We start from the raw sequence: 24604 nt of genomic DNA, 5'->3' as shown, positions 1-24604 counted from the left end.
GATCGCGGTGGGATCAGCTGCCGGGAACGGTGTCCTCGAATGCGGTGCCCGTGCTGCGGTAGGCGCTGACCTGTGCCTTCACCTGGTCCGGGGTGAGAACCTGGTCCTTGATGTGCAGGACGTAGTCGACCTGCTGGTCGTAGGCGCGCGGGGTCGTGCTCGACTGCCCTGCCAGGTCGATGAGCCACTGGTTGAAGTTGATCGACATGGGCCGCTCCGGGAGGTACTTGGCGTCGTGCGCGGCGAACAGCTGCCCGTCGACGTAGTACTTGACAGCGCTGTCGTCGATGGTGAAGACCACGTCGTGCCAGCCCGCGTAGCTCTGCCGCACCTCGGTGTGCTGGTTGACGGCCTCCCACGGCTCGGGGTTGAAGGTCTCCCAGGACGTGGTGTAGAGGATGTTGGCCGGCTCGCCCCAGCCTCCGTTGGGCAGATACTCGAAGTCGTACTCGGAGTAGTCGTCCGCCATCGGGGCCTTGAGGTCGTTGATGGAGAAGAACGCCTGCACGAGGTGGTCCCCGTCGGGGCCGCCCGCCTTGGGTGCGTCGGCGTACTTCACGCGGGCCGCGTAGGTGCCGTTCTTGAACTTGACCGTCTTGGTGAGGATCTCGGTCTGCTCCGTCGACCCGCCCGTGCCCGCGGTCGACGTCTCCAGGTTCATGACGGAGTTGCCGTCGACCTCGGGGAAGGTGATGTTCTCGGGCACCCAGGAGGCTCCGGGGACGCCGGGGCCGCCCGCGTTGGAGCGGATGCTCCAGCCGTGCTGGGCGATCCTCGGGTCGGTGTGGCCGGTGTAGCTGAAGTCGTCGAAGAGCGCGGGGGCGTCGACGGTCGCCGTGCCGCCTGCGTCGGGCGCGGCGGAGGCGGGCAGTGCGGCCAGACCGGCGAGGCCAAGGCCGGCGGCCGCCGCGATCGCGACGGCCGTTCGGACCCGGAACTTCACGCTGGAGCGGTGTCGGTTCATCGACCTGATTCCTTTCGGAATGCCGGGAGCGCTCACCGCTCCCGGCGTGGGGGGAGGTGCGGTACAACGACACACCGTGGCTTTACCTATTGGTAAGGTGACCACTCGCGAGCACTGAAGGTGGCATGGACCAATAGGGGCGTCAAGTCCCCTTGCGTGATGGTGACTTGCTCGTCGTGGATGGCTCAGAAGGGGCGGTGGCAGCAATGGACCAGCAGGGCACACCCGGCGGCGTACTCAAGCGCGAGCGCGTGCGCCAGGTCCTGCTCGATCTGATCGAGACCCGGCGCCCTGGCGACGCGATCCCTTCCGAGCGCACGCTCTGCACCGAACTCGGCGTCTCCCGACCGACGTTGCGCGCCGCCGTCGACACGCTGGTGGCCTCGGGACTGCTGGTGCGCGAGCACGGCCGTGGCATGTTCGTGGCCCGCGCCAAGGTCACCCAGGAGCTGGCGCCGGGCAGCCGCCCGCTCACCGCCCCGCGGGCCGCGGGCGACTGGTCGAGCCGCGTCCTGGAATTCAGCACGGTCCGGGCCGGGGCCCGGGTCGGCCGCCGACTCCGGATCTCCCCCGCCGCCGAGCTCGTGTACGTGGTGCGGCTGCGCCTGGTCGACGGTGAGCCCATCGCCCTGGAGCACCTGCACATCCCGGCCGCCCTCGCCCCGGGGCTCACCCCCGCCCAGGTGGAGTCCGGGTTCTACGCCCATCTCCGCGAGGCCCGCCGCATCCGCCCCGCGCACGCCGCGCAGTCCATCGAGCCCACGGTCCTGACCGAGGACGAGGCGGCGCTGCTCGGCGTGCCCGTGCTCTCCCCCGCCCTGCTCTTCGACCGGCTCACCACGGACACCGAGGACCGCCCCGTCGAGTACGTGCGCTCCCTCTACCGCGGCGACCGCTACCGCATCGTCTCGCGGCTCGAACTGGACGGTGCCGACGAGCACCCCGCGCCCACCGCCTCGCGCACGGCCGCGTGGTGGGGCACGGTGGAGTGACCTCACCCCACAGCTGTGAGGTCACCACACGGCGGAGAGGAACACTCTGATGTCCGACCACACCTACCGGGTCACCGAGATCGTCGGCACCTCGCACGAGGGCGTCGACCAGGCGATTCGCAACGGCGTCGCCCGCGCCTCGCAGACGCTGCGCTCGCTCGACTGGTTCGAGGTCACCCAGGTGCGCGGCCACATCGAGAACGGCGAGATCGAGCACTACCAGGTGGGCCTGAAGGTCGGCTTCCGCCTGGAGGACGGCAACAGCGCCTGACACCGGCGCCGGGCGGTCACGTCCTGACACCGGCGCCGGGCGGTCACGTCCGCCCCTCACGCTCCTGAGCGTCCTTCAGCGCGGCGGACGTGCTCGCCCAGCGCGCCCGTACGACCTTGAAGCCCGCCCGCTCCGCCTCGTCGCACACCAGCTCGTCGTCGTCCACCAGCATCCGGACCTCGCGGGACCCGGCGATCTTCTGGAGGATCTCCAGCTTGGTGCGGCGGGCGGGCCGCCGGTCGTCGTTGCGGCGCATCCAGATCCGCCCCTCGGGAAGCCCCTGCGCCGCGAGCCACGCCACGGTGTCCTTGCGGCAGCGCTCGGGCCTGCCCGTGAGGTAGACGACCTCGCACTCCCCCGCGCTCTCCAGGGCGAGAGCCACGCCCTGATCCAGCGGCGGGTCGTCCGGGGCCGCCGCGAAGAAGGCGGACCAGTCGCGCGGCCTGCCCTCCAGGAAGCGCTGGCGGTGCGCGGTGTCCGCGAGCGTGCCGTCCAGGTCGAATACGGCCAGTGGCCTGCTGTCTTCCGTCACGCGCCCAGCGTAGGCAATCCCCGTGTCGGCCACGCCGGGCCCGCGGGGTCCGGTCCAGGTCTACCGCCGCGGCCCCCGGTAGGTTCTGCCCCCGCGGCGTGGCAACGCGGCCTGCGCGTCGCCAGGAGTCGCGAGGGTCTCGGCGGCCAGGTGCAACTCCGCCCGGACCGTCACGGACGACAGGTCCAGGCCCAGGACGTGGCCGCACTTGTTCAGCCAGGCGGTGAGGGTGGCCCGGTGCAACCCCAGCTCCGCGGCGGCGGGAGCGGTCCGGCCACGCTGCCCGAGCCAGCAACGGAGTGCGGTGCGCAGTCGCGTGTCCAACGGCGCGAGCAGGGCGGAGGCCCAGCGCTCGGCCTGGCCGGAACCGAGCAGTTCAGGGGGCAGTGGCGTGGCGGGAAGGCGTACGTACGAGGCGGGTGGTTCGGGTGGTGCCGGGGCGCGCAGGGCCAGGAGCAGCTGTGCCTGGACGGTGGGGCTTTCCAGGTCGGCGGCGAGCAGGGCGCCGATGCCGCGCAGCCGTGAGCGGACCGTGCCCTCGGACACGTCGAGGGCCGGTGCCGCGGCCTGGGCCGAGCCCGACCGCAGCCAGGCCTCCAGGGTCCGTCGCCGGTCACGGTCCAAGGGCTGAAGGACGGCCCCGGACCACGCGGCGAGTCGATCAGTGGGCAGGACGCGGAGCAGCCCGTGTGCCCCGAGGCCGGCCGCGGGGACGAGGCAGCCGACGGCCGCGCTGTTGCGCGCGACCCCGGCCTCGGCCCACGCGGTGGGCACCATGTCCAGGGGCGCGGGGTCCGCCGCTCCCCCGGACAGCTGGTGACGCTCGGCGATCCGGGCCAGGAGCGGGAGCGTCGCACTCTGGTCGCCCTGGGCGCCATGGAGGGCGACGACCACCAGCTCCCTCGCGGCCAGGCTGACCAGCATCCGGGTGCTGGTGCTGCCGAGCGGCGCACCGGGCCGCGCCGCGCGCCACAGGGCCTGGTGCGCGGTGTGTGCGTTGCTCCCGGCGAGCCGGTACACCGTGGCGTGCGTGACGTGCGTGGCGTGCGTGGCGTGCGTGGCATGCGTGATGTGCGGGTCGTACGTGATGTGCGGGGCGTGCGCGGCCGTGCCGCCTCCGAGCAAGTCGGCGGCCAGACGGTGCTGGCCGCTCAGGAGCAGGTGCAGCGCGGCGCCGTGCAGCCGCTGCTCGGCGCCTCGCGTCTCGTCCGCCTGGCGGGCGAGCACCAGCAGCAGGTCGACGGTGATCTGTGCGACCAGGGCGACGCGGGGAGCGGGCGTCGCCTTGCCGGGGCCGAGGACGAGGACGGCATCGGCCGCAGGCCGGATGGTGAGGTGCGGATGGGACCGGGGGTGCGCGGCGGCACGCACACCGGCGGGCCCGGCGCTGTGCGGGTGGCTGTGGACGGCGCCCGCCGCGGGGTTCACCAAGGCGGCCCAGCCGTCGGTCAGGGCGGCGGCCTCGGCGATCAGCGCGGCTTCGGAGCGGCCCGCCGCCTGCGTGAGCCGTCGCGCCGCCCTGCAGGGCGTGTCCTCGTCGGCAGGGGCGGGCGCGGGCCCCGCGCCGTGCTGCGCGCGGCCCGCCCTGCTCACCGTCACGGAATCCGTGCGACGGCGCCCCACCCCGCGCGCACGGTGGTGCGGTCCGTGGTGGAGTCGGGCCGCCAGTTCGGCCAGGAGACGAAGCCGGGTTCGACCAGCTCAAGTCCCTCGAAGAACGCGACCGTCACCTCCGGCTCACGGAAAATGTAGGGAATCGCGCCGGAGTTGTTGTACTCCTCCTGCACCTTCCGGTGTTCCTCGTCCGAGGCGGTGGAGTGGCTCAGGGCCAGATAGCTCCCCGAGGGAAGTTTCTCCACCAGGCGACGCACGAGGGACAGGGCGTCGTCCCAGTCCACGATGTGCCCGAGGACGTCATTGATCACCAGAGCGACGGGCCGGGTCAGGTCCAGGGTCTTGGCCGCACCTTCCAGGACCGTGTCCGTGTCACGCATGTCCGCGAGCACATAGGCGGTGGCGCCCTCAGGGGTGCTGGTGCGCATCGCGTGCACATGCAGCAGGACGAGCGGGTCGTGGTCCACGTAGACCACCCGGGATTCGGGGGCGATGCGCTGGGCGACCTCGTGGGTGTTGTTCGCCGTCGGTAATCCGGCGCCCAGGTCGAGGAACTGGCGAATCTTGGCGTCCCGTGCCAGGTGACTGACCGTGCGCCGCAGGAAGTCCCGTGACTCACGGGCGAATTGCTCGATCAGCGGATACTTGTCGCGGTAGGCGTCACCGGCCTGCTGGTCGGCGGGGAAGTTGTCCTTGCCGCCGAGCCAGTAGTTCCAGACACGCGCGCTGTGGGCGACGGACGTGTCTATCTCCGGGGGCAGTTTCGTCGGTTCGGTCACGCCAGTTCCTCTTTCGACTTGTGGGGGTGGGACGCGGCGGTGCAGGAGTAGTCAAGGAGCATGAGGTAGGCCGTCACGGTCTCGTGCGCGTCCCAGACGTCGGCCGTGCCGGGCAGACCTCCCTCCCGGACCACGTGGTCGGAGATCTCCGGCACCTCGACCCGGTACACGGTCAGCGGTGGCTTGCCCGTCATGGCGTGCGCGGGCCCGTCCAGCGGGTGGATCTGCAAGGTCACTTCGGGTCGCTCGGCGGCAGACCCGAGCGACTCCTTCTGCCCGGCCATGGTCCGTGCGTCCCCTACACGCGTGTGCAGGGCCGCGGCCGACATCAGCGCCCAGATGCGCGTCTGCTGCGCGCGCAACCGGTCTTGACGCTGCATCAGGAATTCCGTCCGACGGTCCTTGTCCGCGGGCGACAGGTCCGGACGCAGGACGTCGTCGACGGCGCGGGCGTAGGCCGGGGTACGCAGCAGGGCGGGGACGAGCGAGGGGTGCCAGGTCCTGATGATGCTGGCCGCGGACTCCACGCTCATCAGGTCCAGCTGCCACGCGTCCATGACGGCACGCCACGGATGCCACCAGCCGGGGCGGTTGGCCGCCGCCAGCTTCCCGAGGAATTCCTCGGTCTCCGCCGGGCCCGCCCCGTACACCGAGAGGAGGGTGGAGACCTGGCCCGCGTCCAGAGATGTCTGGGCCTGCTCGATGCGGCGGACGGTGGCCGGGTGGGCGCCGAGCGCCTCTGCCGCCTGCCGGAAACTCAGCCCCGCCGATTCACGCAGCGTTTTCAGCCGAGTGGCCAGAACGAGATGTGCGACGGTCCGCCCGGATCGTTCACGGGCCACGAACACCTCCCCCCTTCCCGCACTTACCGCAACTTGTGGATCGTGCACACTCTGTACCTTGCAATCGATGCGCGCAACCCTTTGTATGTCCATATTCCCCATGGCGAGAGAACTGGATCGAACCAAGAGAAGGGATGATCAACTATCCGTGAGAGCACGTAAGTTGAAATCCAAAATAAACGGAACGACTCCGAATCGCGCGGGCCTCCCACCGAGCGACGAGCGATATCTGCAGCGAATCCACGACTTTTTCCACTTGTTGAACGGCGAATGGCATTGGGACGTGCTCGTGGCCCTGAATGACGGACCACTGAAGTACACGGAACTATTGAATACGGTTCGCGTGCGGACCCCCGTCAGCAACTGGCCCGGAAATGCCCACCATTACCTCCAGGAGGGCATGCTGAGCCGGACCCTGCAACGCCTCACACAGGGAGAACTCATCGAACGCGAACGCGCGATGGACTTCCCGTACGCCACGACGTACCACCTCGCGCCTCCGGCCAGGGAGCTCCTGACGGTCATGGCGCCCGCCGCCGAGTGGACGGAGGCGCACTCCGCCCTCGTGGCCCGCGTCCAGGGGCTGCGGCAGAGGGTGCCCGAGGAGTAGCGGGACCCGGCCTCCACGGCGATCGAAATCACTTTGCCCGCTCCGCGCGCGTGACGGATCATGGAGAGCACAGAGGAGATCAGTACGCGATCCCCACCGGCGAAGGGATCTCGAGTGGCAGCGACCCGGTTCTCCGTGCTCGACCGTTCCCGCACGCGCGAGGGGCACGACGCCCCCGAGGCCCTGCGCGACACCGTCCGCCTGGCCAAGGAGCTCGAAGAGCTCGGCTATCACCGCTTCTGGGTGTCCGAACATCACGCGGTGCCGGGAGTCGCGGGCTCCGCGCCGACCGTCCTCGCCTCCGCCGTCGCCGCCGCGACGCGCACCATCCGGGTCGGCACGGGCGGCGTGATGCTGCCGAACCATCAACCCCTCATCGTCGCCGAGCAGTTCGGGGTCCTCGAAGCGCTCTTCCCCGGGCGCATCGACATGGGGCTCGGCCGCTCCGTGGGCTTCACCGACGGGGTGCGCAAGGCGCTCGGCCGGGACAAGCACGACGCGGAGGACTTCGCGGCGCAGCTCACCGAGCTCCTGGGCTGGTTCCGCGGCACGTCGGACACCGGAGCGCACGCGCGGCCCGCCGAAGGCCTGACCGTCCCGCCGTTCGTCCTGGCCATCGGCGAGGGCGCCACCGTCGCGGCGCGGGCCGGGCTCCCGATGGTCATCGGCGACATCAAGAGCCGCGAGAAGATGCTCCGCGGCATCGAGCACTACCGCACGTCCTTCCGGCCCTCGGAGTGGTCCAGCGAGCCGTACGTGGTCGTCTCGGGCACCATCGCCGTCGCCGGGACCCCCGAGGAAGCCCGCCGCCTGCTGATACCGGAGGCCTGGTCGATGGCCTACTCACGCACCCACGGCACGTTCCCGCCCCTGCCCCCGGCCGAGCGCATCGAGTCACCGGCGATGACGATGACCGAGAAGGAGCGCGGTTTCTACGAATCCGGTCTCGCCGGCCACATCCACGGCACGGAGGAGCAGGTGGCCGACGAGCTCGAAACGCTGATCAAGGAGAGCGGGGCGCAAGAAGTGCTGGTCACGACCAGTACGTACGACCGTGAAGGCCTCCTGGACTCCTTCCGGCGCCTGGCCCGGGTCGCGGGTCTGGCCACGACCTAGAATCGTGGGGTTTGCCCCCGAGCCGCGTACGGAGTCCCCATGCACAGCCCCCACGATCCGTTCGTACGCGTCCGGGGTGCCCGCGAGCACAATCTGCGGGACGTCGACGTGGACATCCCGCGCGACGTCCTCGCCGTCTTCACCGGCGTCTCCGGCTCGGGGAAGTCCTCGCTCGCCTTCGGGACGATCTACGCGGAGGCCCAGCGCCGCTACTTCGAGTCCGTCGCCCCGTACGCCCGGCGGCTGATCCACCAGGTGGGCGCGCCGAAGGTCGGTGAGATCACCGGCCTGCCGCCCGCGGTCTCGCTCCAGCAGCGGCGCTCGGCGCCCACGTCCCGCTCCTCGGTGGGCACGGTCACCAACCTCTCGAACTCGCTGCGGATGCTCTTCTCCCGCGCGGGCACCTACCCCGAGGGCGCCGAGCGGCTCGACTCGGACGCCTTCTCTCCGAACACGGCCGCCGGGGCCTGCCCGCAGTGCCATGGTCTGGGCCGCGTCCACCGCACGAGCGAGGAGCTCCTGGTCCCCGATCCGTCCCTCTCCATCCGCGAGGGCGCGATCGCTGCCTGGCCCGGCGCCTGGCAGGGCAAGAACCTCCGGGACGTGCTCGACGCCCTCGGCCACGACGTCGACCGCCCCTGGCGCGAGCTGCCGCAGGCGGACCGGGAGTGGATCCTGTTCACGGACGAGCAGCCGGTGGTGACGGTGCATCCGGTGCGGGACGCGGACCGTATCCAACGCCCGTACCAGGGCACGTACATGAGCGCCCGGCGCTATGTGATGAAGACGTTCTCGGACTCCAAGAGCCAGACCCTGCGGACCAAGGCCGAACGGTTCCTGGAAAGCGCCGACTGCCCGGCGTGCGGTGGCAGCAGGCTGCGCCCGGAGGCGATGGCGGTCACGTTCGCGGGCCGCACGATCGCCGACCTGGCCGCGCTGCCCCTGTCGGAACTGGCCAAGTCCCTGCGGAGCGGCACGGGTTCGGAGGCCGCGCGGGTCCTGTCCGAGGACCTCCTTGCCCGCATCGCCACGATCACCGAGCTGGGCCTCGGCTATCTCAGCCCGGACCGCGCCACGCCCACCCTCTCCACGGGCGAGCTCCAACGGCTGCGCCTGGCGACCCAGTTGCGCTCCGGGCTCTTCGGTGTCGTGTACGTCCTGGACGAGCCGTCGGCCGGTCTGCACCCGGCGGACACGGAGTCCCTGCTCACGGTCCTCGACCGGCTCAAGGCCGCGGGCAACTCGGTCTTCGTCGTGGAGCACCATCTCGATGTCATGCGCCACGCGGACTGGCTGGTCGATGTGGGTCCGGACGCCGGTGAGCACGGCGGCCAGGTGCTGCACAGCGGCTCGGTGGCCGACCTGGAGAGCGTCACGGGGTCCGCGACGGCCCGCTTCCTCTTCGGCCGCGAGCCCGCTCCGATGCGCCCGGTGCGCACCCCGCGGGGCTGGCTGAAGGTCGGCCCCGTGAGCCGGCACAACCTGCGCGACGTGACGGCCGAGTTCCCGCTCGGCGCCTTCACCGCGGTCACCGGCGTCTCCGGTTCGGGCAAGTCCACGCTCATCGGCGAGGTCACCGAGGACCTTGAGGGCGTGGGGCGCCTGGTGTGCGTCGACCAGAAGCCGATCGGCCGCACGCCCCGCTCCAATCTGGCCACCTACACAGGCCTCTTCGACGTGGTGCGCAAGGTCTTCGCTGCCACGGACGCGGCGCGGACACGCGGCTACGGCGTGGGGCGCTTCTCGTTCAACGTCGCGGGCGGGCGCTGCGAGACCTGCCAGGGCGAGGGGTTCGTGAGCGTGGAGCTGCTGTTCCTGCCCAGTACGTACGCCCCGTGCCCCGACTGCGGGGGTGCGCGCTACAACCCCGAGACCCTCGAAGTGACGTACCACGGACGGAACATCGCGGAGGTGCTCGACCTGACGGTGGAGGCGGCCGCGGAGTTCTTCGCGGACACCCCGGCCGTCGCGCGCAGCCTCAGGACCCTCCTCGACGTCGGTCTCGGCTATCTGCGCCTCGGCCAGCCCGCGACGGAGCTCTCGGGCGGCGAGGCCCAACGCATCAAGCTGGCCAGCGAGTTGCAGCGCGTCCGGCGCGGTCACACGCTCTACCTCCTGGACGAACCGACGACCGGACTCCACCCGGCCGACGTCGAGGTCCTGATGCGCCAGCTGCACGGACTGGTCGACGCGGGCCACTCGGTGGTGGTCGTCGAGCACGACATGGCGGTGGTGGCGGGCGCGGACTGGGTGATCGACCTGGGCCCCGGCGGCGGTGACGCGGGCGGCCGCGTGGTCGCCTCGGGGCCGCCCGCGGTGGTGGCGGGTGCCGAGGGGAGCCGGACCGCGCCGTATCTGGCGCGGGCCACGGCCGAGCGCCGGTGATGTTGGTACGCACCAACTCCTTGACGGCACCCGGGAGTCTGCCTTAAATCAAGTACTGAACAAAGCGTCGGGGTTGATCGCCCGCCGCGTTCAGTTCTCGATGTCGAATTGTCATGCGCATGCCCCAGCACTCCCCCACCCCCCTCGCCACCCCCACGTGAAGCGATGTGATGACAGTGCACACCTCTTGGCGCCGCCGTGCGGCGCTCTCCACGGTCGCCCTGGCCTGCTGCGCCTCGGCCCTGGCCGGACTGCCCGCCGGAGCGTCGGCGGCCCCCTCCCCCACCGGATCCGCCGCGGCCGCGGCCACCTTCACCGACGACTTCAACGGCGCCGCGGGCTCCGCGGTCGACGGCAGCAAGTGGCAGGTCGAGACCGGCGACAACGTCAACAACCACGAGCGGCAGTACTACACCTCGGGCAACAACAACGCCGCCCTCGACGGCCAGGGCAATCTGGTCATCACCGCCCGCAAGGAGAATCCCGGCAACTACCAGTGCTGGTACGGCCGTTGCGAGTACACGTCGGCCCGCCTGAACACCTCGGGCAAGTTCACGCAGACGTACGGCCACGTCGAGGCCCGCATGAAGGTGCCGCGCGGCCAGGGCATGTGGCCCGCGTTCTGGATGCTGGGCGCCGACATCGGCAACGTGGGCTGGCCCCAGAGCGGTGAGATCGACGTGATGGAGAACGTCGGCTTCGAACCGGGCACCGTCCACGGCACATTGCACGGCCCCGGCTACTCGGGCTCGGGCGGCATCGGCGCGGGCTACACGCTGCCCGGCGGCGAGGCGTTCGCGGACAAGTTCCACACCTTCGCGGTCGACTGGTCACCGAACAAGGTCACATGGTCCGTGGACGGCAACGTCTACCAGACCCGCACCCCGGCCGACCTGGGCGGCAAGCAGTGGGTCTTCGACAAGCCGTTCTTCCTGATCCTGAACCTCGCGGTCGGCGGCTACTGGCCGGGCGACCCGGACGGCAACACGAGCTTCCCGCAACAGCTCGTCGTCGACTACGTCCACGTGACCACCAACAACTAGGCCAGACAGGCTAGTTGAGGCGCGCCAGCGTGTGCGCGGCCTCGCGGGTCGCCGGATACAGGTCCAGGTAGAGCCCGTAGAGCTGGTCATAGACGGCCGAGGTGGTGGTATCGGGGGCGACCACCTCGACCGTCGGGTTCCAGTGCGCGATGTCGCCCGGTCCGGCGAGCCCGGCACCGACCGCCGCGAGGAACGCGTCGCCGTACGCGGCGCCGATGGTGTGGCGCGGCAGTTGCTGCTCGCGCCCTGTCACGTCGGAGACGATCCGGGTCCACAGCGCGCGGGCGCCCCCGCCCACCGCGACCAGACGTTCGGCGCAGGCGCCCGCATCGGCCATCGCGGCGAGATTGTGCCGGACTCCGTACGCGGTGGCCTCCAGGGCGGCCCGATAGAGGTGGCCGCGGCCGTGCCGCAGCGTCAGTCCGTGGACCAGACCCCGCGCGTCGGGGTCGAAGAGCGGGGTGCGCTCCCCCGCGAAGTACGGCAGCATCAGCAGGCCCTCGGCGCCGGGCGGCAACGCCCCTGCCTCCGCGGTCAGTTGCTCGTACGAGGCGCCGGTGAGGTCACGCAGCCACCCGGTGACCGCACCCGACGTCGCCATCCCGGCGGCCAGGCAGTACGTGCCGGGGAACGCGCCCGCCGTGCCCCACAGGTGCGGGCTGGTCAGCGGCTGGGGCTGGATGCCGACCAGGAACATCGTCGTGCCGTACATGAGCATCAGGTCGCCGGGGGCCGCGACACCGACACCGGCCGCCTCCGCCCAGGCGTCGACCGTGCCCGCGACGACCGGGGTGCCCGCGGGCAGGCCGGTCAGGGCCTCGGCCTCCCGGGTCACGGTCCCGACGACGTCGGAGGGCCAGACCAGTTCGGGCCACTGGAGGCCCGGGGCGATCTCCTCGCAGCGCTCGTCGATCCAGGACCGGGCGGCCAGGTCGTACAGCGGAGTGCACTGGCTCGCCGAGTGGTGGTCGAGGACGTACCGATCGGTGAGGCGGTGCACTAGGTACGAACTGGCCATGTACCAGCGGCGGGTGGCCTGGTAGGCCGCCGGTTCGTGGCGGCGCAGCCACGCGAGCTTCGGGCCGATCGCCTGGCTCGTCAGGGGCGAGCCGCAGCGGCGGATGATCTCGTCGGGGCCGTAGCGCTCGCTCTGCTCGGCGATCTCGGCTCCGGCGCGAGTGTCGACGCCGTACAGGATGGCCGGGCGGACCGGCGTGCCCTTCTCGTCGACGGGGAGCAGACAGGGCCCGATGCCGCTGACACCGACCGCGGCGAGCGACTCGCCCGCGGGCACAGCGGCCAGCAACTCCCGTGCCAGGGAACGGAAATCGGTCCACCACACGCCGTCCGCGTCGTGCTCGAACCAGCCGGGGTGCGGCGTGGACGTCGTGTGCTCGCGCTGTGCCTGGGCGACGAGTGTGCCGTCGGGGCGGACGAGGACGCCCTTGGAGGAGGACGTCCCGATGTCGACTCCGAGCAGGAGACCGGTGCGGGGCGCGGTGGCGGAGTTCGTGGCTGTCGAGGTCACTCCTGACGGGGTCCCGGCTGTCGGGGGCATGCCGGTCGGGGGCATGGCTGTCGGGGGCATGCCTGGCGGGGTCATGGCTACGGAATGATCGAGTCGACGTAGCCGCCGTCGACCCGGATCGCCCCGCCCGTCGTGGCGGAGGCCAGCGGGGAGCTGAGATAGACCACCATGTGCGCGATCTCCTCCGGCTCGATGAGCCGCTGGATCAGGGACTGGGGGCGGTGCTTGACCATGAACTCCCGCTGCGCCTCGTCCCAGGGCAGTGCGGAGTCGACCAGCTCGTACACGAAGTCCTCCACGCCGCCGGTGTGCGTGGGGCCCGCGATCACGGAGTTGACGGTCACGCCGGACCCGGCGGCCTCCTTCGCGAAGCCCCGGGAGACCGCGAGGAGCGCGGTCTTCGACGTGCCGTAGTGGATCATCTCGGCGGGGATGACGATCGCCGAGTCGCTGGCGATGTTCTGGATCCGCCCCCAGGCGCGGTCCTTCATCCCGGGCAGATAGTGCCGGATCATGCGGACGGCGGTCAGTACGTTGACCTCGAAGTAGCGGCGCCATTCGTCGTCGCTGATGTCGAGGGCGGGCTCCGCGCCGAAGATGCCTAGGTTGTTGATGAGGATGTCCACCTGGGGAACGGCCGCGAAGACCTGCGCGGCGCCTTCGTCGGTGGAGATGTCGCCGGGCGCCGGGAGGAATTCGGCACCGCCGTGCTCCTCCTTCAGCCGCTCGACGGCCTTGCCGACGGAAGCGGCGGACCGCCCGTTGACGGCCACACGAGCACCCGCCCTGGCCAGGCCGACCGCGATGGCCGACCCGATTCCCTGGGTCGATCCGGTGACGAGGGCGGTCTTGCCGGAGAGATCGACGAGCATGCTGCGTACCTCCTGCTGCGGTGCGACGGGATGGGCCATCGGGGTGCGGCCCTGCCTTGTCCCCCACGGTTCAGTAGATCACCCCGCTGCTGGGCCATGCAGCTTCCGGTAGGCGGTCGGGGTCACTCCCACCTCTCTGCGGAAGATCGTCCGGAAGTTCGCGGCCGAGCCGAACCCCGTCGCTGCGGCGATCTTCTCGACGGACCAGTCGGAGGTCTCGAGAAGCCGGCGCGCGCCGAGAATCCTCTGCAGGGCGACCCACTGCATCGGCGGCATCCCCGTCTCACGCGCGAAACGCCGGATCAGGGTCCTGCGCGACAGGAGGCTGTGATCGGCCAGCTGCTGCACGGTGATCGGTGAGCCGATGTTCTCCATCACCCACTCCCGTGTCGCCCGCAGGCTGTCGCGGGAAGGTGCGGGCGCCTCTGTGTACTGCGGCTCGTTCGCGCCACGGACGGACGAGAAGACGACGTCCTTCGCCACGGCATCCGCGACCGCGGCGCCGAAATCGCTCTGCACGACATGGAGACACGCGTCGATCGCCGCGCCCCCGCCCGCCGACGTCAGGATCGGCCCGTCCTCGACGAACAGCCGGTTCTCGACGACATCGACGCGCGGGTGGGCCAGGCGGAGTTCATCGGTGTGGCGCCAGTGCGTCGTGGCCGACCTGCCGTCCAGGATGCCGCCGGCCGCGAGCGCGAACACACCTGTGCAGACGGCCACCACCCGCGCGCCCCGGTCGACCGCGCTCCGCAGCGCTCCGAGGTAGTCCTCCGGGACCGGCAGGTGCGGATCTGCGTAACCCGGGACCACGACGACATCGGCGCGCTCCACGTCGGCGAGCGACGACGATCCGTCGCCGGCGTCCCCGCACACCAGGACGCGATATCCCAGATGCCGTCCGAAGACATGCTCCGGGATGCTGACGTCCAGCGCGTAGAAACGCGGCATCGCCAGAACCGCGACAACCGTCTCGCCCTGTGTGGATCGCAATTGCGCCCCCCTCTCATACCTTCGCGCACCTGTGCCCGGCCCTGGCACGATCCTTGCCCTAAGTGGCACAGCCGAGCCTGGCCCACCCCTGAACAGGCCCCATAGCGTCAACGCCATGAGCAGCACACAGCAAGTAGAACGTTTCGGAGTCCCGTGGGAAGAGACCTACGGGTACGTGCAGGCGGTCAGACGCGGCGACACCATCTACCTCTCCGGCCAAGTGGCCCACAGCGGGACGGACGTCGTGGCACCCGCTCCCGTCAATGATGCCGGAGTGGTCACGGACTTCTCCCTCATGGGCGAGCAGCTGCGCCAGTGCTATGCCAACGCGGCGGAACTCCTGCGGCGTTTCGGCGCATCGCTGGACGACGTCGTCGAAGAAGTCATCTACGCGCTCGATGTCGACGCGGCCGACGCCGCGGCGGGCCCGGTGCGCAAGGAAGCCTACGGTCGGCCCGACCCCCAGGTGGCGAGCACCATGATCGGCACCTCCCGGCTGGCCTTCCCCGAACTCCTTGTCGAGGTCAAGTTCGTCGCCCGGGTCTGACCATCAGCAATGCGGGCCCCGGGGAGACACGGCCCCGGGGCCCTTGGGTCCTCAAACGGCGAGGGTCTGCTTCAGGGCGGCGAGACCGTCGCTGAAGATGCCGTGGAACAGCGCGACGACCTCGTCGTCGCCTACTCCCACCGGTGTGAAGACGCCCGACCACTCCACGCGGGACGCGTCCTGTCCGGGCACCTCGTGCACCGTGAGGGTGGCGACGTAGTCGGTGGCGGGGAAGGGGGCCTTCAGGATCGAGTAGCTGTAGGTGCGCGCCCTGTCGTCGAAGGTCAGGAGGCGCTCGATGATGACGCCGCCGTCCTCGCTCGTCAGGCTGCGCACACGGCCGCCCTCGCTGGATTCGCTGACAGGGATGTACGGAAGCCAGTCGGGCAGCGAGTCGAAGCCGCCGATGAGCTGCCAGACGCGGTCGGCCGGTACGGGGATCTCGATGGACGCGGAGGTGGAAGCCACGGATTCTCCTTGAGACGTGAGGGATGTACGGGTTTACGGGCAGCGGGAGTTGGCAGGTTCGAGCAGGTCAGGCCGTCGGCACCGGGGCGTCAGCGGCGATCAGCCGCTCCGCGCGCAGGTCCGCCCAGAACGCGGCAGGGACCGTCTCGCCGAGCGCGGCGACGTCCTCGGCTATGCGGCTCGGCTTGGTCGCCCCGGGGATCGCCGCCACGGTCGCCGGGTGGGCGAGGGAGAACTGCAGGGCGGCGGCCTTGATGCCGACGCCGTGCCGCTCGGCGAGCGCCTTGATGCGCTCGACCTTGGCGATGATCTCCGCGGGCGCCTTCTGGTACTCGAAGTGCTGACCGCCCGCGAGGATGCCGGAGCTGTAGGGGCCGCCCACGACGATGTCGACGTTCTGGGCCTCGGCCGCAGGCAGCAGGCGCTGCAGGGCGCGGTCGTGGTCGAGGAGGGTGTAGCGGCCCGCGAGGAGGAACGCGTCGGGCTTCGGCTCGTCCAGGTCGAGGGTGAGCTCCAGCGGCTCCACGCGGTTGACGCCCAGGCCCCAGGCCTTGATGACGCCCTCGTCCCGCAGCCGGTCCAGGGTGCGGAAGGCACCCGTGCGGGCTGTCTCATAGGCGGCCAGCCATTCGTCGCCGTAGAAGTCCTGCGCGACATCATGCACCCACACGATGTCGAGCCGGTCCGTCCTGAGCCGCTTCAGGCTGTCCTCGATGGAGCGGAGGGTGGCGTCGGCCGTGTAGTCGTTGACCATCTTGTTCGGGCGGCCGTGCTCGAAGAGGCCGCCCTTCTCGCCGAGGTCGCGTGCGGCGGGGTCCTCGACCTCGTCGAGGATGACGCGGCCGACCTTCGTGCTCAGGACGTAGTCGTCACGGGGGTGGCCCGCGAGGACGTCGCCGAGCCGGATCTCGGAGAGGCCCGCGCCGTAGAAGGGGGCGGTGTCGAAGTAGCGGATGCCCTGGTCCCAGGCGGCCTCGACGGTGGCCGCGGCCTCCTCGTCGGGGATGGCGCGGAACATGTTGCCGAGCGGGGCGGTGCCGAAGCCGAGCGCTCCGGGGAGGAGGGACGTGATGCTCATGGGGAGTCCTCGCGGTGGTGGATTTCCGACGGTTTCGGTGGTGACCGGTTGATCCGTCGGCCTTGCGAGTTCGAGGTTAGGATCGATGCTTGAGACTGTCCAAGACTCGCTTGGACACACTTGAGTCCTCTGAGGTCTTACATGCTTGACCTGCGACAACTCCGCTATTTCGTGGCCGTCGCCGAGACGGAACACGTCGGCCGCGCGGCGGAAGCCCTGCACATCTCCCAGTCGCCGCTCAGCCGCCAGATCGCCCAGCTGGAGAAACAGCTCGGCCTCGTCCTCTTCGAGCGCAGCCAGCAGCGCATCCGCCTCACCTCGGACGGCAAGGTCTTCCTGAGCGAGGCCCGCGCCCTGCTGCGGCACGCGGACCGTCTGGAGAATCTCGGCCGTCGGCTCGGGCGCGGCGAGGAGGGCGGCCTGTGCATCGGATACGTGGGCGACGCCATGCACACCGGCGTCCTGCCGGGCGCGCTGCGCACCCTGCAGGGGGAGCGCCCCGGAATCCACGTCGCCCTCTACAGCCTCTCCACGGCGGAACAGTTCGAGGGCCTGCGGCAGCGCAGTCTCGACATCGCCCTGGTCCAGGAGCCACCGGCACGGGACGACCCGGACCTGCTTGCCGCGCCGCTCCTCGAAGACCCGCTCCTGCTCGCGCTGCCCGCGTCCCATCCGCTCGCCGCGCAGGCGGAGTTGACGCCGGGCGACCTGGACGGCCAGGCGTGGATCGCGGTCGAGAACTCCCAGGACCCGGCCTGGCGTGACGCCTTCCTCGCCTCGTGCGTGGCATCCGGCTTCACCCCGGACATCCGCCTGGATGCCGCCGAGCCGCTCACCGCGCTCGGCCTCGTCGCCTCCGGCCTGGGCCTCGCGCTCATCCAGAAGAGCATGGTGCGCGGCACGACGGACGGCGTCGCCGTACGCGAACTGCCCTGGCACGAGGCGTCCGTTCACCTCTGGGCGGCCTGGCACGCTATCGATCTGCGGCCGGTGGTGGCGTCCTTCCGCGAGACGGTCCTCGCGAACGGCGAGATCGGCGAGATCGGCGACGAGGCCGGCTGATCCGGCCCGCTCACGGCCAGTACGACCTGCGCAGCGAGGACTTGGCCAGCTTCCCGGTGGGCGTCCGCGGCAGCGAATCCGCGAAGTCGACCGAACGTGGCGCCTTGTAGTGGGCGATGCGCTCCCGGACGAACTCGACCAGCTCACGCTCCAGTTCGGGTCCGGGGGACGCGCCGTCGGCCGGCTGCACCACCGCCTTGACCGCCTCCCCCATCTCCGCGTCCGGCACCCCGATCACCGCGACGTCCGCGACCGCCGGATGCAGTACGAGGCAGTCCTCGGCCTCCTGCGGATAGACGTTCACGCCACCCGAAATGATCATGAACGCCTTGCGGTCGGTGAGGAAGAGATAGCCGTCCTCGTCGACGTGCCCGATGTCCCCCGTCGTGGTCCAGCTGGGGTGTTCGGGGTGCTGGGCCTCGCGGGTGCGGGTGTCGTCGTTGTGGTAGCGGAAGGGCGTCTCCTCGCGCTCGAAGTAGACGGTGCCGGTCTCACCGCTCGGCAGCAGCTCGCCCGCCTCGCCGCAGATCCGCAACTCCCCGAGGAGTCCGTCCTTGCCCACGGAGCCGGGCTTGCGCAGCCATTCCTCGGGCGAGATGAACGTGATGCCGTTGCCCTCGGTCGAGGAGTAGTACTCGTACAGGATGGGCCCCCACCACTCCAGCATCCGCTGCTTGACCTCGACGGCGCAGGGCGCGGCCGCGTGGATGGCGGTCGTCATCGAGGACAGGTCGTAGCGCTCGCGCTCCTCGGGGGGCAGCTTCAGCATCCGTACGAACATGGTCGGCACCCACTGGCTGTGCGTGACGCGATGGCGTTCGATCGCCGCCAGGGCGCCCTCCGCGTCGAAGGCGCCCATGAGCACGACCGTGCCGCCGAGCGCCGTGACGACCCCGCAGAAGCGCAGGGGCGCCGCGTGGTAGATCGGCGCGGGCGAGAGATAGACGGTGTCCTCCCCGAAGCCGTACATGGCCTGGAAGATGAGCACATAGGCGCTCGGCTCCTCGCGCACATCGCCCTCGGGCAGCGCGGGCTTGATGCCCTTGGGGCGGCCCGTGGTGCCCGAGGAGTAGAGCATGTCCGTGCCGCGCGGCTGGCTGGCGGGCGGTTCGGCGGACGCGGACTCCAGGGCCTTCTCGTACGTTCCGTCGTCGAGGCCGAGCACGATCGGCGGGCCGCCCGCCAACTCCCTGACCGTCGCGCCCAGTTCGGCGAGCGAGCCGGAGACGATCAGCACCTTCGCCCCGCAGTCGCGCACGATGTACGCGGCCTCGTCCGTGGAGAGGTGGTGGTTGACGGCGGTGAGATAGAGGCCCGAGCGCAGCGCCGCCCAGTAGACCTCCAGGGCGCGCGGGTCGTTGTCGCTGAGCAGGGCGAAGTGGTCGCCCCGGCGCAAGCCCGCGGCCCGCAGATGATCCGCGAGCCGCAGGGAGCGTTCTTCGAGTTGTCCGTAGGTGAGGGTCTTGGTGCCGTCGGCGGTGACGACGGCCGGCCTGGCGGGGTCGTACGCTCCCGGGTGCATGCGGCGAAGGTACAACAGCGCCTTGACGGAACGTCAGACCCCGTACAGCAACCGGCGGTCGGCTAGCGGCTCACCTTCCTCGTGGCCCGCAGCCACTCCTTGTTCATCGCCGAGATGGAGGGCAACGGAATGCCCTTCGGACAGGCGGTGGCGCACTCGCCGGTGAGCGTGCAGCCGCCGAAGCCTTCCTCGTCCATCTGCGCCACCATGTCCAGGACACGCGTCTCGCGCTCGGGGGCGCCCTGCGGCAGGACGCCCAGGTGGTTCACCTTGGCGGAGGTGAACAGCATCGCCGAGCCGTTGGGGCAGGCGGCGACGCACGCACCGCAGCCGATGCACTCCGCGTGCTCGAACGCGAAGTCCGCGTCCGGCTTCGGCACGGGAGCCGCGTGCGCCTCGGGGGCCGCGCCGGTCGGCGCGCTGATGTAGCCGCCGGACTGGATGATCCGGTCGAACGACGAGCGGTCCACGACCAGATCCTTGACGACCGGGAAGGCCGAGGCGCGCCACGGCTCGATGTCGATCGTGTCGCCGTCGTCGAAGGACCGCATGTGCAGCTGGCAGGTGGTGGTGCGCTCGGGTCCGTGCGCGTCGCCGTTGATGACGAGCGAGCACGCGCCGCAGATGCCCTCGCGGCAGTCGTGGTCGAAGGCGACGGGGTCGTCGCCCTTGACGATGAGCTCTTCGTTGAGGGTGTCCAGCATCTCCAGGAAGGACATGTCGGACGAGATGCCGTCCACCTCGTAGGTGGACATGGCGCCTTCGGCGTCGGCGTTCTGCTGACGCCAGACGCGCAGGGTGAGCTTCATGCGTAGCTCCGCTGGGTGGGGTGGACGTACTCGAAGACGAGGTCTTCCTTGTGCAGGGTGGGAGCCTCACCCGTGGCCGTGAACTCCCAGGCGGCGGCGTACGAGAACTCCTCGTCCACGCGCGCCGCTTCGCCGTCCGGCGTCTGCGACTCCTCACGGAAGTGACCGCCGCAGGACTCGGCGCGGTGCAGGGCGTCGAGGCACATCAGCTCGGCGAGCTCCAGATAGTCGACGATACGGTTCGCCTTCTCCAGGGACTGGTTGAACTCCTCGCCGGTGCCGGGGACCTTGAGGCGGCGCCAGAACTCCTCGCGGATCTGCGGGATGCGCTCAAGGGCCTTGCGCAGCCCCGTCTCCGTACGGGCCATGCCGCAGAACTCCCACATCAGCTCGCCGAGTTCGCGGTGGAAGGAGTCGGGGGTGCGGTCGCCGTCGACGGCCAGGAGCCGGGTGATGCGGGCCTCGGTCTCGTCCAGCACCTCCCGCACGGCGGGGTGTTCGTCGGACACCTCGTCGTGGTGCGGATTGCGCGCGAGGTAGTCGTTGATCGTGGACGGCAGCACGAAGTAGCCGTCGGCGAGGCCCTGCATCAGGGCCGACGCGCCGAGCCGGTTCGCGCCGTGGTCGGAGAAGTTGGCCTCGCCGATGGCGAACAGGCCAGGGACGGTGGTCTGCAGGTCGTAGTCGACCCAGAGTCCGCCCATCGTGTAGTGCACGGCGGGGTAGATCCGCATCGGCGTCTTGTACGGGTCCTCGTCGGTGATCCGCGCGTACATGTCGAAGAGGTTGCCGTACTTGGCCTCGACCGCCTTCTTGCCCATGCGCTTGATGGCGTCGGCGAAGTCGAGGTAGACGCCCTGGCCGCCGGGGCCCACTCCCCTGCCCTCGTCGCACACGTTCTTGGCGGCGCGCGACGCGATGTCGCGGGGCACGAGGTTGCCGAAGGCCGGGTAGATGCGCTCCAGGTAGTAGTCGCGCTCGTCCTCGGGGATCTTGTTCGCCGGGCGGTCGTCGCCCTGGGCCTTGGGGACCCAGATCCGGCCGTCGTTGCGCAGCGACTCACTCATCAGCGTCAGCTTCGACTGGTGGTCGCCGGTGCGCGGGATGCAGGTGGGGTGGATCTGCGTGAAGCAGGGGTTGGCGAAGTAGGCGCCGCGCCGGTGGGCCCGCCACACGGCCGTGGCGTTGGAGTTCATGGCGTTCGTCGAGAGGTAGAAGACGTTGCCGTAGCCGCCGGAGGCGAGGACCACCGCGTCGGCGTAGTACGTCTCGATCTTGCCGGTGATCAGGTCGCGGGCGACGATGCCACGGGCCCGCCCGTCCACCACGATGACGTCCAGCATCTCCGTGCGCGGGTGCATCTCGACGTTCCCGGCGGCGATCTGCCGCGAGAGCGCCTGGTACGCGCCGAGGAGCAGCTGCTGTCCCGTCTGGCCGCGCGCGTAGAACGTGCGCGAGACCTGTACGCCGCCGAAGGAGCGGGTGTCGAGCAGACCACCGTACTCGCGCGCGAAGGGCACGCCCTGCGCGACGCACTGGTCGATGATCTCCACCGAGATCTGCGCGAGGCGGTGGACGTTGGACTCGCGGGCGCGGAAGTCGCCGCCCTTGACGGTGTCGTAGAAGAGGCGGTGGACGGAGTCGCCGTCGTTGCGGTAGTTCTTCGCGGCGTTGATGCCGCCCTGCGCGGCGATCGAGTGGGCGCGGCGCGGCGAGTCCTGGTAGCAGAACTGCACGACGTGGTAGCCCTGTTCGGCGAGCGTGGCGCCCGCGGAGCCGCCCGCGAGGCCGGTGCCGACGACGATCACGGTGTGCTTGCGGCGGTTGGCGGGGTTGACCAGCTTGGCCTCGAAGCGGCGGGTGTCCCAGCGTTCGGCGACGGGGCCGGCCGGGGCCTTGGTGTCGACGACCGGCTCCCCGGTCGCGTACTCGGCGTACTCACGGGAGCCGTACTCACGGGAGGAATTCATCTGCTAGCTCACCACTCCGGTCATGACGGCCACGGGTACGACGACGAAGCCCGCCGTCAGGACCAGCGCGAGGCCATTGGCGATGATCTTGAGGGCGCGGTCGCGGGTCGCCCTGCCCGCGCCGAGGGTCTGCGCGGCGCTCCAGAGCCCGTGGCGGACGTGGAAGCCGAGGGCGACCACGGCGACGATGTAGATGACGTTGCCGTACCACGTGGAGAACGTGTCGATGATGTTCTGGTACGGGTGCAGGTGCTCGTAGCCGCCGGGGTGCACGGTGCCGGTCGTCAGGTCGAGGATGTGCCAGACGATGAACAGGCCGAGGATGATCCCGCCCCAGCGCATCGTGCGCGTGGCGAAGCTCTTGCCCGCCTTCTTGTTCACGTACTTGGTGGGGCGTGCCTTGATGTCGCGGCGGCTCAGCTGGTAGGCGGAGGTGGCGTGCGCGACGACGGCGACGACGAGCACGACGCGGATCAGCCAGAGCGTCCACTCGTAGTGCATGAAGGGCTCGCCGACCGTGCGCAGCCAGTGGGCGTAGTGATTGAGCTCCGCGGGCCCGAAGAAGATCTTCAGGTTCCCGATCATGTGGGCGATCAGGTAGAGCAGCATGATCAGGCCGCTCACCGCCATCACTGTCTTCTTGCCGACGGACGAGTCCCAGATCGTGCGCGTCATCGACGGCCGTTTTCGGTCCGTCCGTGTTGCCAGAGCCATGGGACCGACGCTAAGGCCGAAGGTCCCGATCGGTCCAAGAGATGGATCAGCTCATCTCGATAGCGAATGGCTATCATCGGCCGTATCCTGCCGTATATGCAGTTCCAGCAGCTCCTCTACTTCGTCGCGGTGGCCGAGACCAGGCATTTCACCCGGGCCGCGGAGCAGGTGCACGTCTCACAGCCCTCGCTCTCCCAGCAGGTCCGCGCCCTGGAGAAGGAACTGGGCGCCGAGCTGTTCAGCAGGGCCCGGGGGAACATCGCGCTGACGGACGCGGGCGAGGCGCTGCTCCCGCTGGCCCGCCGGATCCTCGCGGACGCCGACACCGCGCGGATCGAGGTCCAGGAGCTGGCCCAGCTGCGCCGCGGCCGGATCCGCCTGGGCGCGACCCCCAGCGTCTGCACCGGCCTGCTGCCCGAGGTCCTGCGCGCCTTCCACGACCGGCACCCCGGCATCCAGCTCCTCCTGGAGGAGAGCGGCTCCCACGACCTCGTACGCGAACTGGCGCGCGGCGCCCTGGACCTGGCCGTCGTCGTGCTCCCGCTGCCTTCGCCGTCCCCCGCATTGACGACCGTGGAGCTGCTCCGCGAGGACCTGGTCGTGGTGTCGTCGCCGGACGCGCGGAAGTTCGGCGGCAAGTCGGTACGGGTCGCCGATCTGGAGCGGGAGCGCCTCGTGATGTTCCGGCACGGCTACGACCTGCGGGAGCTGACGGTCGCCGCCTGCCGCGCCGAGGGGTTCGAGCCGGAGTTCGCGGTGGAGGGCGGCGAGATGGACGCGGTGCTCGGCTTCGTGCAGGCGGGTCTCGGGGTCGCGGTCGTGCCCCGCATGGTGGCCGAGCGCGCCGGGCGCGGCCTGCGCATGACTCCCCTCGCCCCGCCTGCCCTGCACCGCACGATCGCGCTCGCCCACCGCAGCGATGTGGCTCCGCCACGGGCTGCGCGGGAGCTGCAGCGGATGCTGTTGGAGCGGTGAGCTGTTGACTGCCGGCCCGGCGGGGGCTGAGCGCGCCCGCGCCCCTGACGGGGCGCCGGGAACCCAGTGACAGCAGGCTGAGCGCCCTTAGGGGCGCGGGGAACTGCGCGACCAGCCCCCACCGGGCCCGCAGGTGCTAGCGGGCGCCGGCCCCGGGCAAGCCGCCGGTCGCGGGATCGCGGATCGTCAGGCAGTACGTGCCGCCCGCAGGGTCCCGCATCACGATCCAATGCGGGCCCCACCGCAAGGCTTCGGCTCCAAGCCGCTCGTGCCGGGCGCGGACCGCTTCGGGGTCCGAGCAGGAGAAGTCCAGATGCGCCCCCGCAGGTCCCGCGGGCCCCGCGTCCAGGCGCTGCAGCAGGATCCGGATCGGCAGCTGCGAGGACGGCTCGACGAGGTGGAACTCCGGGCGCGAGCCCGGACGCGCGGACCAGCCCGTGAACGCGGGCCAGAACGCCTCCTCCGCCTCCCACACCGCCGGCGGCACGTCCAGGCACACCTGGTCGAGGCGGCTTGTGGTCCCGTCCGGCGCGACGAGCGGCTCGGGTCGGACCCGCTCCCCCTCCCACGTCACCACGCAGAACAGCTGCCCGCCCGGGGAGCGCAGGACCTCCAGGCCCTCCTCCGCGAAGACCGGGGTCGCCCCGAGCGCGCGGGCCTCGCGTGCCTTGGCGGGTACGTCCTCCACGGCGAAGTCGAGGTGCGCGCCACCGGGGCCGCCGTCGACCGCCTGCGCCTTCACGAAGGCGTCGGCTCCCTCCGCAAGCAGCGTCACGAACTGGTCGTCCTCGCCCCGGAACGCGGAGAGCCGCGTCCCGGTGACCGCCGTCCAGAAGGCGTGCGCCTGCGCGAACCGGTCCTTGGGCCGGTCCACGAAGGCGTACACCCACTGGATCTCTCCGGAGGACATCCGTACTC

23 protein-coding genes and 1 pseudogene are annotated in these 24604 nt (G+C 70.6%); 9 read left to right on the top strand and 15 right to left on the bottom strand.

The features are described 5' to 3' along the window. Nucleotides 1-13: 13 nt before the first annotated feature. Nucleotides 14-826, bottom strand: a pseudogene (locus tag AC07AG_RS00605) (glycoside hydrolase family 16 protein); the annotation flags it as partial. 344 nt (nucleotides 827-1170) lie between these two features. Between AC07AG_RS00605 and AC07AG_RS00600 the strand changes: the two are divergent. Next, nucleotides 1171-1956: a GntR family transcriptional regulator gene (locus tag AC07AG_RS00600; protein WP_478752147.1), complete on the top strand. Its 786-nt coding sequence runs from the start codon at nucleotides 1171-1173 to the stop codon at nucleotides 1954-1956. 49 nt (nucleotides 1957-2005) lie between these two features. Continuing rightward, a complete protein-coding gene (locus tag AC07AG_RS00595; RefSeq protein WP_478750415.1) occupies nucleotides 2006-2227 on the top strand; it encodes a dodecin in 222 nt (73 codons plus the stop codon). A 43-nt stretch (nucleotides 2228-2270) separates the two neighbouring features. On the opposite strand, the gene AC07AG_RS00590 is transcribed toward AC07AG_RS00595, so the two are convergent. The 4 genes from AC07AG_RS00590 to AC07AG_RS00575 are packed head-to-tail and all read right to left on the bottom strand — an operon-like array spanning nucleotide 2271 to nucleotide 5994. Continuing rightward, nucleotides 2271-2759, bottom strand: coding sequence for a phosphatase domain-containing protein (locus AC07AG_RS00590; RefSeq protein WP_478750413.1), 489 nt, complete (start codon nucleotides 2757-2759; stop codon nucleotides 2271-2273). Between the two features lie 60 nt (nucleotides 2760-2819). Then, nucleotides 2820-4352, bottom strand: a complete 1533-nt coding sequence (locus AC07AG_RS00585; RefSeq protein ID WP_478750411.1) for a helix-turn-helix domain-containing protein — start codon at nucleotides 4350-4352, stop codon at nucleotides 2820-2822. A gap of 2 nt (nucleotides 4353-4354) precedes the next feature. Then, complete coding sequence (locus AC07AG_RS00580; RefSeq protein WP_478750409.1) at nucleotides 4355-5152, bottom strand: SAM-dependent methyltransferase; 798 nt, start codon at nucleotides 5150-5152, stop codon at nucleotides 4355-4357. Continuing rightward, nucleotides 5149-5994: a helix-turn-helix domain-containing protein gene (locus AC07AG_RS00575; protein ID WP_478750407.1), complete on the bottom strand. Its 846-nt coding sequence runs from the start codon at nucleotides 5992-5994 to the stop codon at nucleotides 5149-5151. The genes AC07AG_RS00580 and AC07AG_RS00575 overlap by 4 nt, the downstream gene beginning before the upstream one ends. Nucleotides 5995-6394: 400 nt before the next feature. On the opposite strand from AC07AG_RS00575, the gene AC07AG_RS00570 reads away from it, so the two are divergent. From AC07AG_RS00570 to AC07AG_RS00555, 4 genes are all read left to right on the top strand, one after another. Next, entirely contained in the window at nucleotides 6395-6604 is a 210-nt protein-coding gene (locus AC07AG_RS00570; RefSeq protein WP_478750405.1) for a winged helix-turn-helix transcriptional regulator, read from the top strand. Nucleotides 6605-6664: 60 nt separating this feature from the next. Continuing rightward, nucleotides 6665-7720 carry an LLM class flavin-dependent oxidoreductase gene (locus AC07AG_RS00565; RefSeq protein ID WP_478750403.1) on the top strand — a complete coding sequence of 352 codons (1056 nt, stop codon included), beginning with the start codon at nucleotides 6665-6667 and terminating at the stop codon, nucleotides 7718-7720. A 39-nt stretch (nucleotides 7721-7759) separates the two neighbouring features. Then, nucleotides 7760-10105 carry an ATP-binding cassette domain-containing protein gene (locus AC07AG_RS00560; RefSeq protein WP_478750401.1) on the top strand — a complete coding sequence of 782 codons (2346 nt, stop codon included), beginning with the start codon at nucleotides 7760-7762 and terminating at the stop codon, nucleotides 10103-10105. A gap of 170 nt (nucleotides 10106-10275) precedes the next feature. Then, a complete protein-coding gene (locus AC07AG_RS00555) occupies nucleotides 10276-11148 on the top strand; it encodes a glycoside hydrolase family 16 protein (RefSeq protein WP_478750399.1) in 873 nt (290 codons plus the stop codon). A gap of 10 nt (nucleotides 11149-11158) precedes the next feature. Here AC07AG_RS00555 and AC07AG_RS00550 read toward each other — a convergent pair whose 3' ends face one another. The 3 genes from AC07AG_RS00550 to AC07AG_RS00540 all read right to left on the bottom strand — a co-directional run bounded on the left by AC07AG_RS00550 (nucleotide 11159) and on the right by AC07AG_RS00540 (nucleotide 14541). After that, a complete protein-coding gene (locus tag AC07AG_RS00550) occupies nucleotides 11159-12676 on the bottom strand; it encodes an FGGY-family carbohydrate kinase (RefSeq protein ID WP_478750397.1) in 1518 nt (505 codons plus the stop codon). A gap of 77 nt (nucleotides 12677-12753) precedes the next feature. Beyond that, nucleotides 12754-13548, bottom strand: a complete 795-nt coding sequence (locus AC07AG_RS00545) for an SDR family NAD(P)-dependent oxidoreductase (RefSeq protein ID WP_478750395.1) — start codon at nucleotides 13546-13548, stop codon at nucleotides 12754-12756. Nucleotides 13549-13626: 78 nt separating this feature from the next. Next, nucleotides 13627-14541, bottom strand: a complete 915-nt coding sequence (locus AC07AG_RS00540; protein ID WP_478750393.1) for a GlxA family transcriptional regulator — start codon at nucleotides 14539-14541, stop codon at nucleotides 13627-13629. Between the two features lie 115 nt (nucleotides 14542-14656). On the opposite strand from AC07AG_RS00540, the gene AC07AG_RS00535 reads away from it, so the two are divergent. Then, nucleotides 14657-15088 carry a Rid family hydrolase gene (locus AC07AG_RS00535; protein ID WP_478750391.1) on the top strand — a complete coding sequence of 144 codons (432 nt, stop codon included), beginning with the start codon at nucleotides 14657-14659 and terminating at the stop codon, nucleotides 15086-15088. A 51-nt stretch (nucleotides 15089-15139) separates the two neighbouring features. On the opposite strand, the gene AC07AG_RS00530 is transcribed toward AC07AG_RS00535, so the two are convergent. Both AC07AG_RS00530 and AC07AG_RS00525 read right to left on the bottom strand, forming a co-directional pair. Beyond that, complete coding sequence (locus tag AC07AG_RS00530; protein WP_478750389.1) at nucleotides 15140-15556, bottom strand: SRPBCC family protein; 417 nt, start codon at nucleotides 15554-15556, stop codon at nucleotides 15140-15142. Nucleotides 15557-15623: 67 nt separating this feature from the next. Next, the gene (locus tag AC07AG_RS00525; RefSeq protein WP_478750387.1) at nucleotides 15624-16634 is read right to left on the bottom strand and encodes an aldo/keto reductase; all 1011 of its coding nucleotides are present in this window, start codon (nucleotides 16632-16634) and stop codon (nucleotides 15624-15626) included. Nucleotides 16635-16775: 141 nt separating this feature from the next. Here AC07AG_RS00525 and AC07AG_RS00520 point away from each other — a divergent pair, with 141 nt between their 5' ends. Then, nucleotides 16776-17696, top strand: coding sequence for a LysR substrate-binding domain-containing protein (locus tag AC07AG_RS00520; protein WP_478750385.1), 921 nt, complete (start codon nucleotides 16776-16778; stop codon nucleotides 17694-17696). Between the two features lie 10 nt (nucleotides 17697-17706). Here the strand turns inward: AC07AG_RS00520 and AC07AG_RS00515 are convergent, their stop codons facing one another. The 4 genes from AC07AG_RS00515 to AC07AG_RS00500 form a co-directional block, all read right to left on the bottom strand. Next, nucleotides 17707-19218 carry an acyl-CoA synthetase gene (locus tag AC07AG_RS00515; protein ID WP_478750384.1) on the bottom strand — a complete coding sequence of 504 codons (1512 nt, stop codon included), beginning with the start codon at nucleotides 19216-19218 and terminating at the stop codon, nucleotides 17707-17709. 62 nt (nucleotides 19219-19280) lie between these two features. Beyond that, nucleotides 19281-20027, bottom strand: coding sequence for a succinate dehydrogenase/fumarate reductase iron-sulfur subunit (locus tag AC07AG_RS00510; protein ID WP_478750382.1), 747 nt, complete (start codon nucleotides 20025-20027; stop codon nucleotides 19281-19283). Beyond that, a complete protein-coding gene (locus AC07AG_RS00505) occupies nucleotides 20024-21997 on the bottom strand; it encodes a fumarate reductase/succinate dehydrogenase flavoprotein subunit (protein WP_478750380.1) in 1974 nt (657 codons plus the stop codon). The genes AC07AG_RS00510 and AC07AG_RS00505 overlap by 4 nt, the downstream gene beginning before the upstream one ends. A gap of 3 nt (nucleotides 21998-22000) precedes the next feature. Further along, nucleotides 22001-22672, bottom strand: coding sequence for a succinate dehydrogenase (locus AC07AG_RS00500; protein ID WP_478752145.1), 672 nt, complete (start codon nucleotides 22670-22672; stop codon nucleotides 22001-22003). A gap of 135 nt (nucleotides 22673-22807) precedes the next feature. Between AC07AG_RS00500 and AC07AG_RS00495 the strand changes: the two genes are divergently transcribed. Next, nucleotides 22808-23686 carry a LysR family transcriptional regulator gene (locus AC07AG_RS00495; protein ID WP_478750378.1) on the top strand — a complete coding sequence of 293 codons (879 nt, stop codon included), beginning with the start codon at nucleotides 22808-22810 and terminating at the stop codon, nucleotides 23684-23686. Between the two features lie 136 nt (nucleotides 23687-23822). On the opposite strand, the gene AC07AG_RS00490 is transcribed toward AC07AG_RS00495, so the two are convergent. Then, a complete protein-coding gene (locus AC07AG_RS00490; protein WP_478750376.1) occupies nucleotides 23823-24596 on the bottom strand; it encodes a VOC family protein in 774 nt (257 codons plus the stop codon). Between the last annotated feature and the right edge of the window lie 8 nt (nucleotides 24597-24604).

It is taken from the genome of Streptomyces sp. NPDC044044 (assembly GCF_056434405.1).
Note: the sequence above shows the minus strand (reverse complement) of the source record. Positions and strands in the feature narration are given on the sequence as shown.

Excerpts from the sequence above, each read along its gene's own strand:
- AC07AG_RS00600 (WP_478752147.1), top strand. The coding sequence starts at position 1,171 with ATGGACCAGCAGGGCACACCCGGCGGCGTACTCAAGCGCGAGCGCGTG.
- AC07AG_RS00595 (WP_478750415.1), top strand. The coding sequence starts at position 2,006 with ATGTCCGACCACACCTACCGGGTCACCGAGATCGTCGGCACCTCGCAC.
- AC07AG_RS00570 (WP_478750405.1), top strand. The coding sequence starts at position 6,395 with ATGCTGAGCCGGACCCTGCAACGCCTCACACAGGGAGAACTCATCGAA.
- AC07AG_RS00565 (WP_478750403.1), top strand. The coding sequence starts at position 6,665 with ATGGAGAGCACAGAGGAGATCAGTACGCGATCCCCACCGGCGAAGGGA.
- AC07AG_RS00560 (WP_478750401.1), top strand. The coding sequence starts at position 7,760 with ATGCACAGCCCCCACGATCCGTTCGTACGCGTCCGGGGTGCCCGCGAG.
- AC07AG_RS00555 (WP_478750399.1), top strand. The coding sequence starts at position 10,276 with ATGACAGTGCACACCTCTTGGCGCCGCCGTGCGGCGCTCTCCACGGTC.
- AC07AG_RS00545 (WP_478750395.1), bottom strand. The coding sequence starts at position 13,548 with ATGCTCGTCGATCTCTCCGGCAAGACCGCCCTCGTCACCGGATCGACC.
- AC07AG_RS00535 (WP_478750391.1), top strand. The coding sequence starts at position 14,657 with ATGAGCAGCACACAGCAAGTAGAACGTTTCGGAGTCCCGTGGGAAGAG.
- AC07AG_RS00525 (WP_478750387.1), bottom strand. The coding sequence starts at position 16,634 with ATGAGCATCACGTCCCTCCTCCCCGGAGCGCTCGGCTTCGGCACCGCC.
- AC07AG_RS00520 (WP_478750385.1), top strand. The coding sequence starts at position 16,776 with ATGCTTGACCTGCGACAACTCCGCTATTTCGTGGCCGTCGCCGAGACG.
- AC07AG_RS00515 (WP_478750384.1), bottom strand. The coding sequence starts at position 19,218 with ATGCACCCGGGAGCGTACGACCCCGCCAGGCCGGCCGTCGTCACCGCC.
- AC07AG_RS00510 (WP_478750382.1), bottom strand. The coding sequence starts at position 20,027 with ATGAAGCTCACCCTGCGCGTCTGGCGTCAGCAGAACGCCGACGCCGAA.
- AC07AG_RS00505 (WP_478750380.1), bottom strand. The coding sequence starts at position 21,997 with ATGAATTCCTCCCGTGAGTACGGCTCCCGTGAGTACGCCGAGTACGCG.
- AC07AG_RS00500 (WP_478752145.1), bottom strand. The coding sequence starts at position 22,672 with ATGACGCGCACGATCTGGGACTCGTCCGTCGGCAAGAAGACAGTGATG.
- AC07AG_RS00495 (WP_478750378.1), top strand. The coding sequence starts at position 22,808 with ATGCAGTTCCAGCAGCTCCTCTACTTCGTCGCGGTGGCCGAGACCAGG.
- AC07AG_RS00490 (WP_478750376.1), bottom strand. The coding sequence starts at position 24,596 with ATGTCCTCCGGAGAGATCCAGTGGGTGTACGCCTTCGTGGACCGGCCC.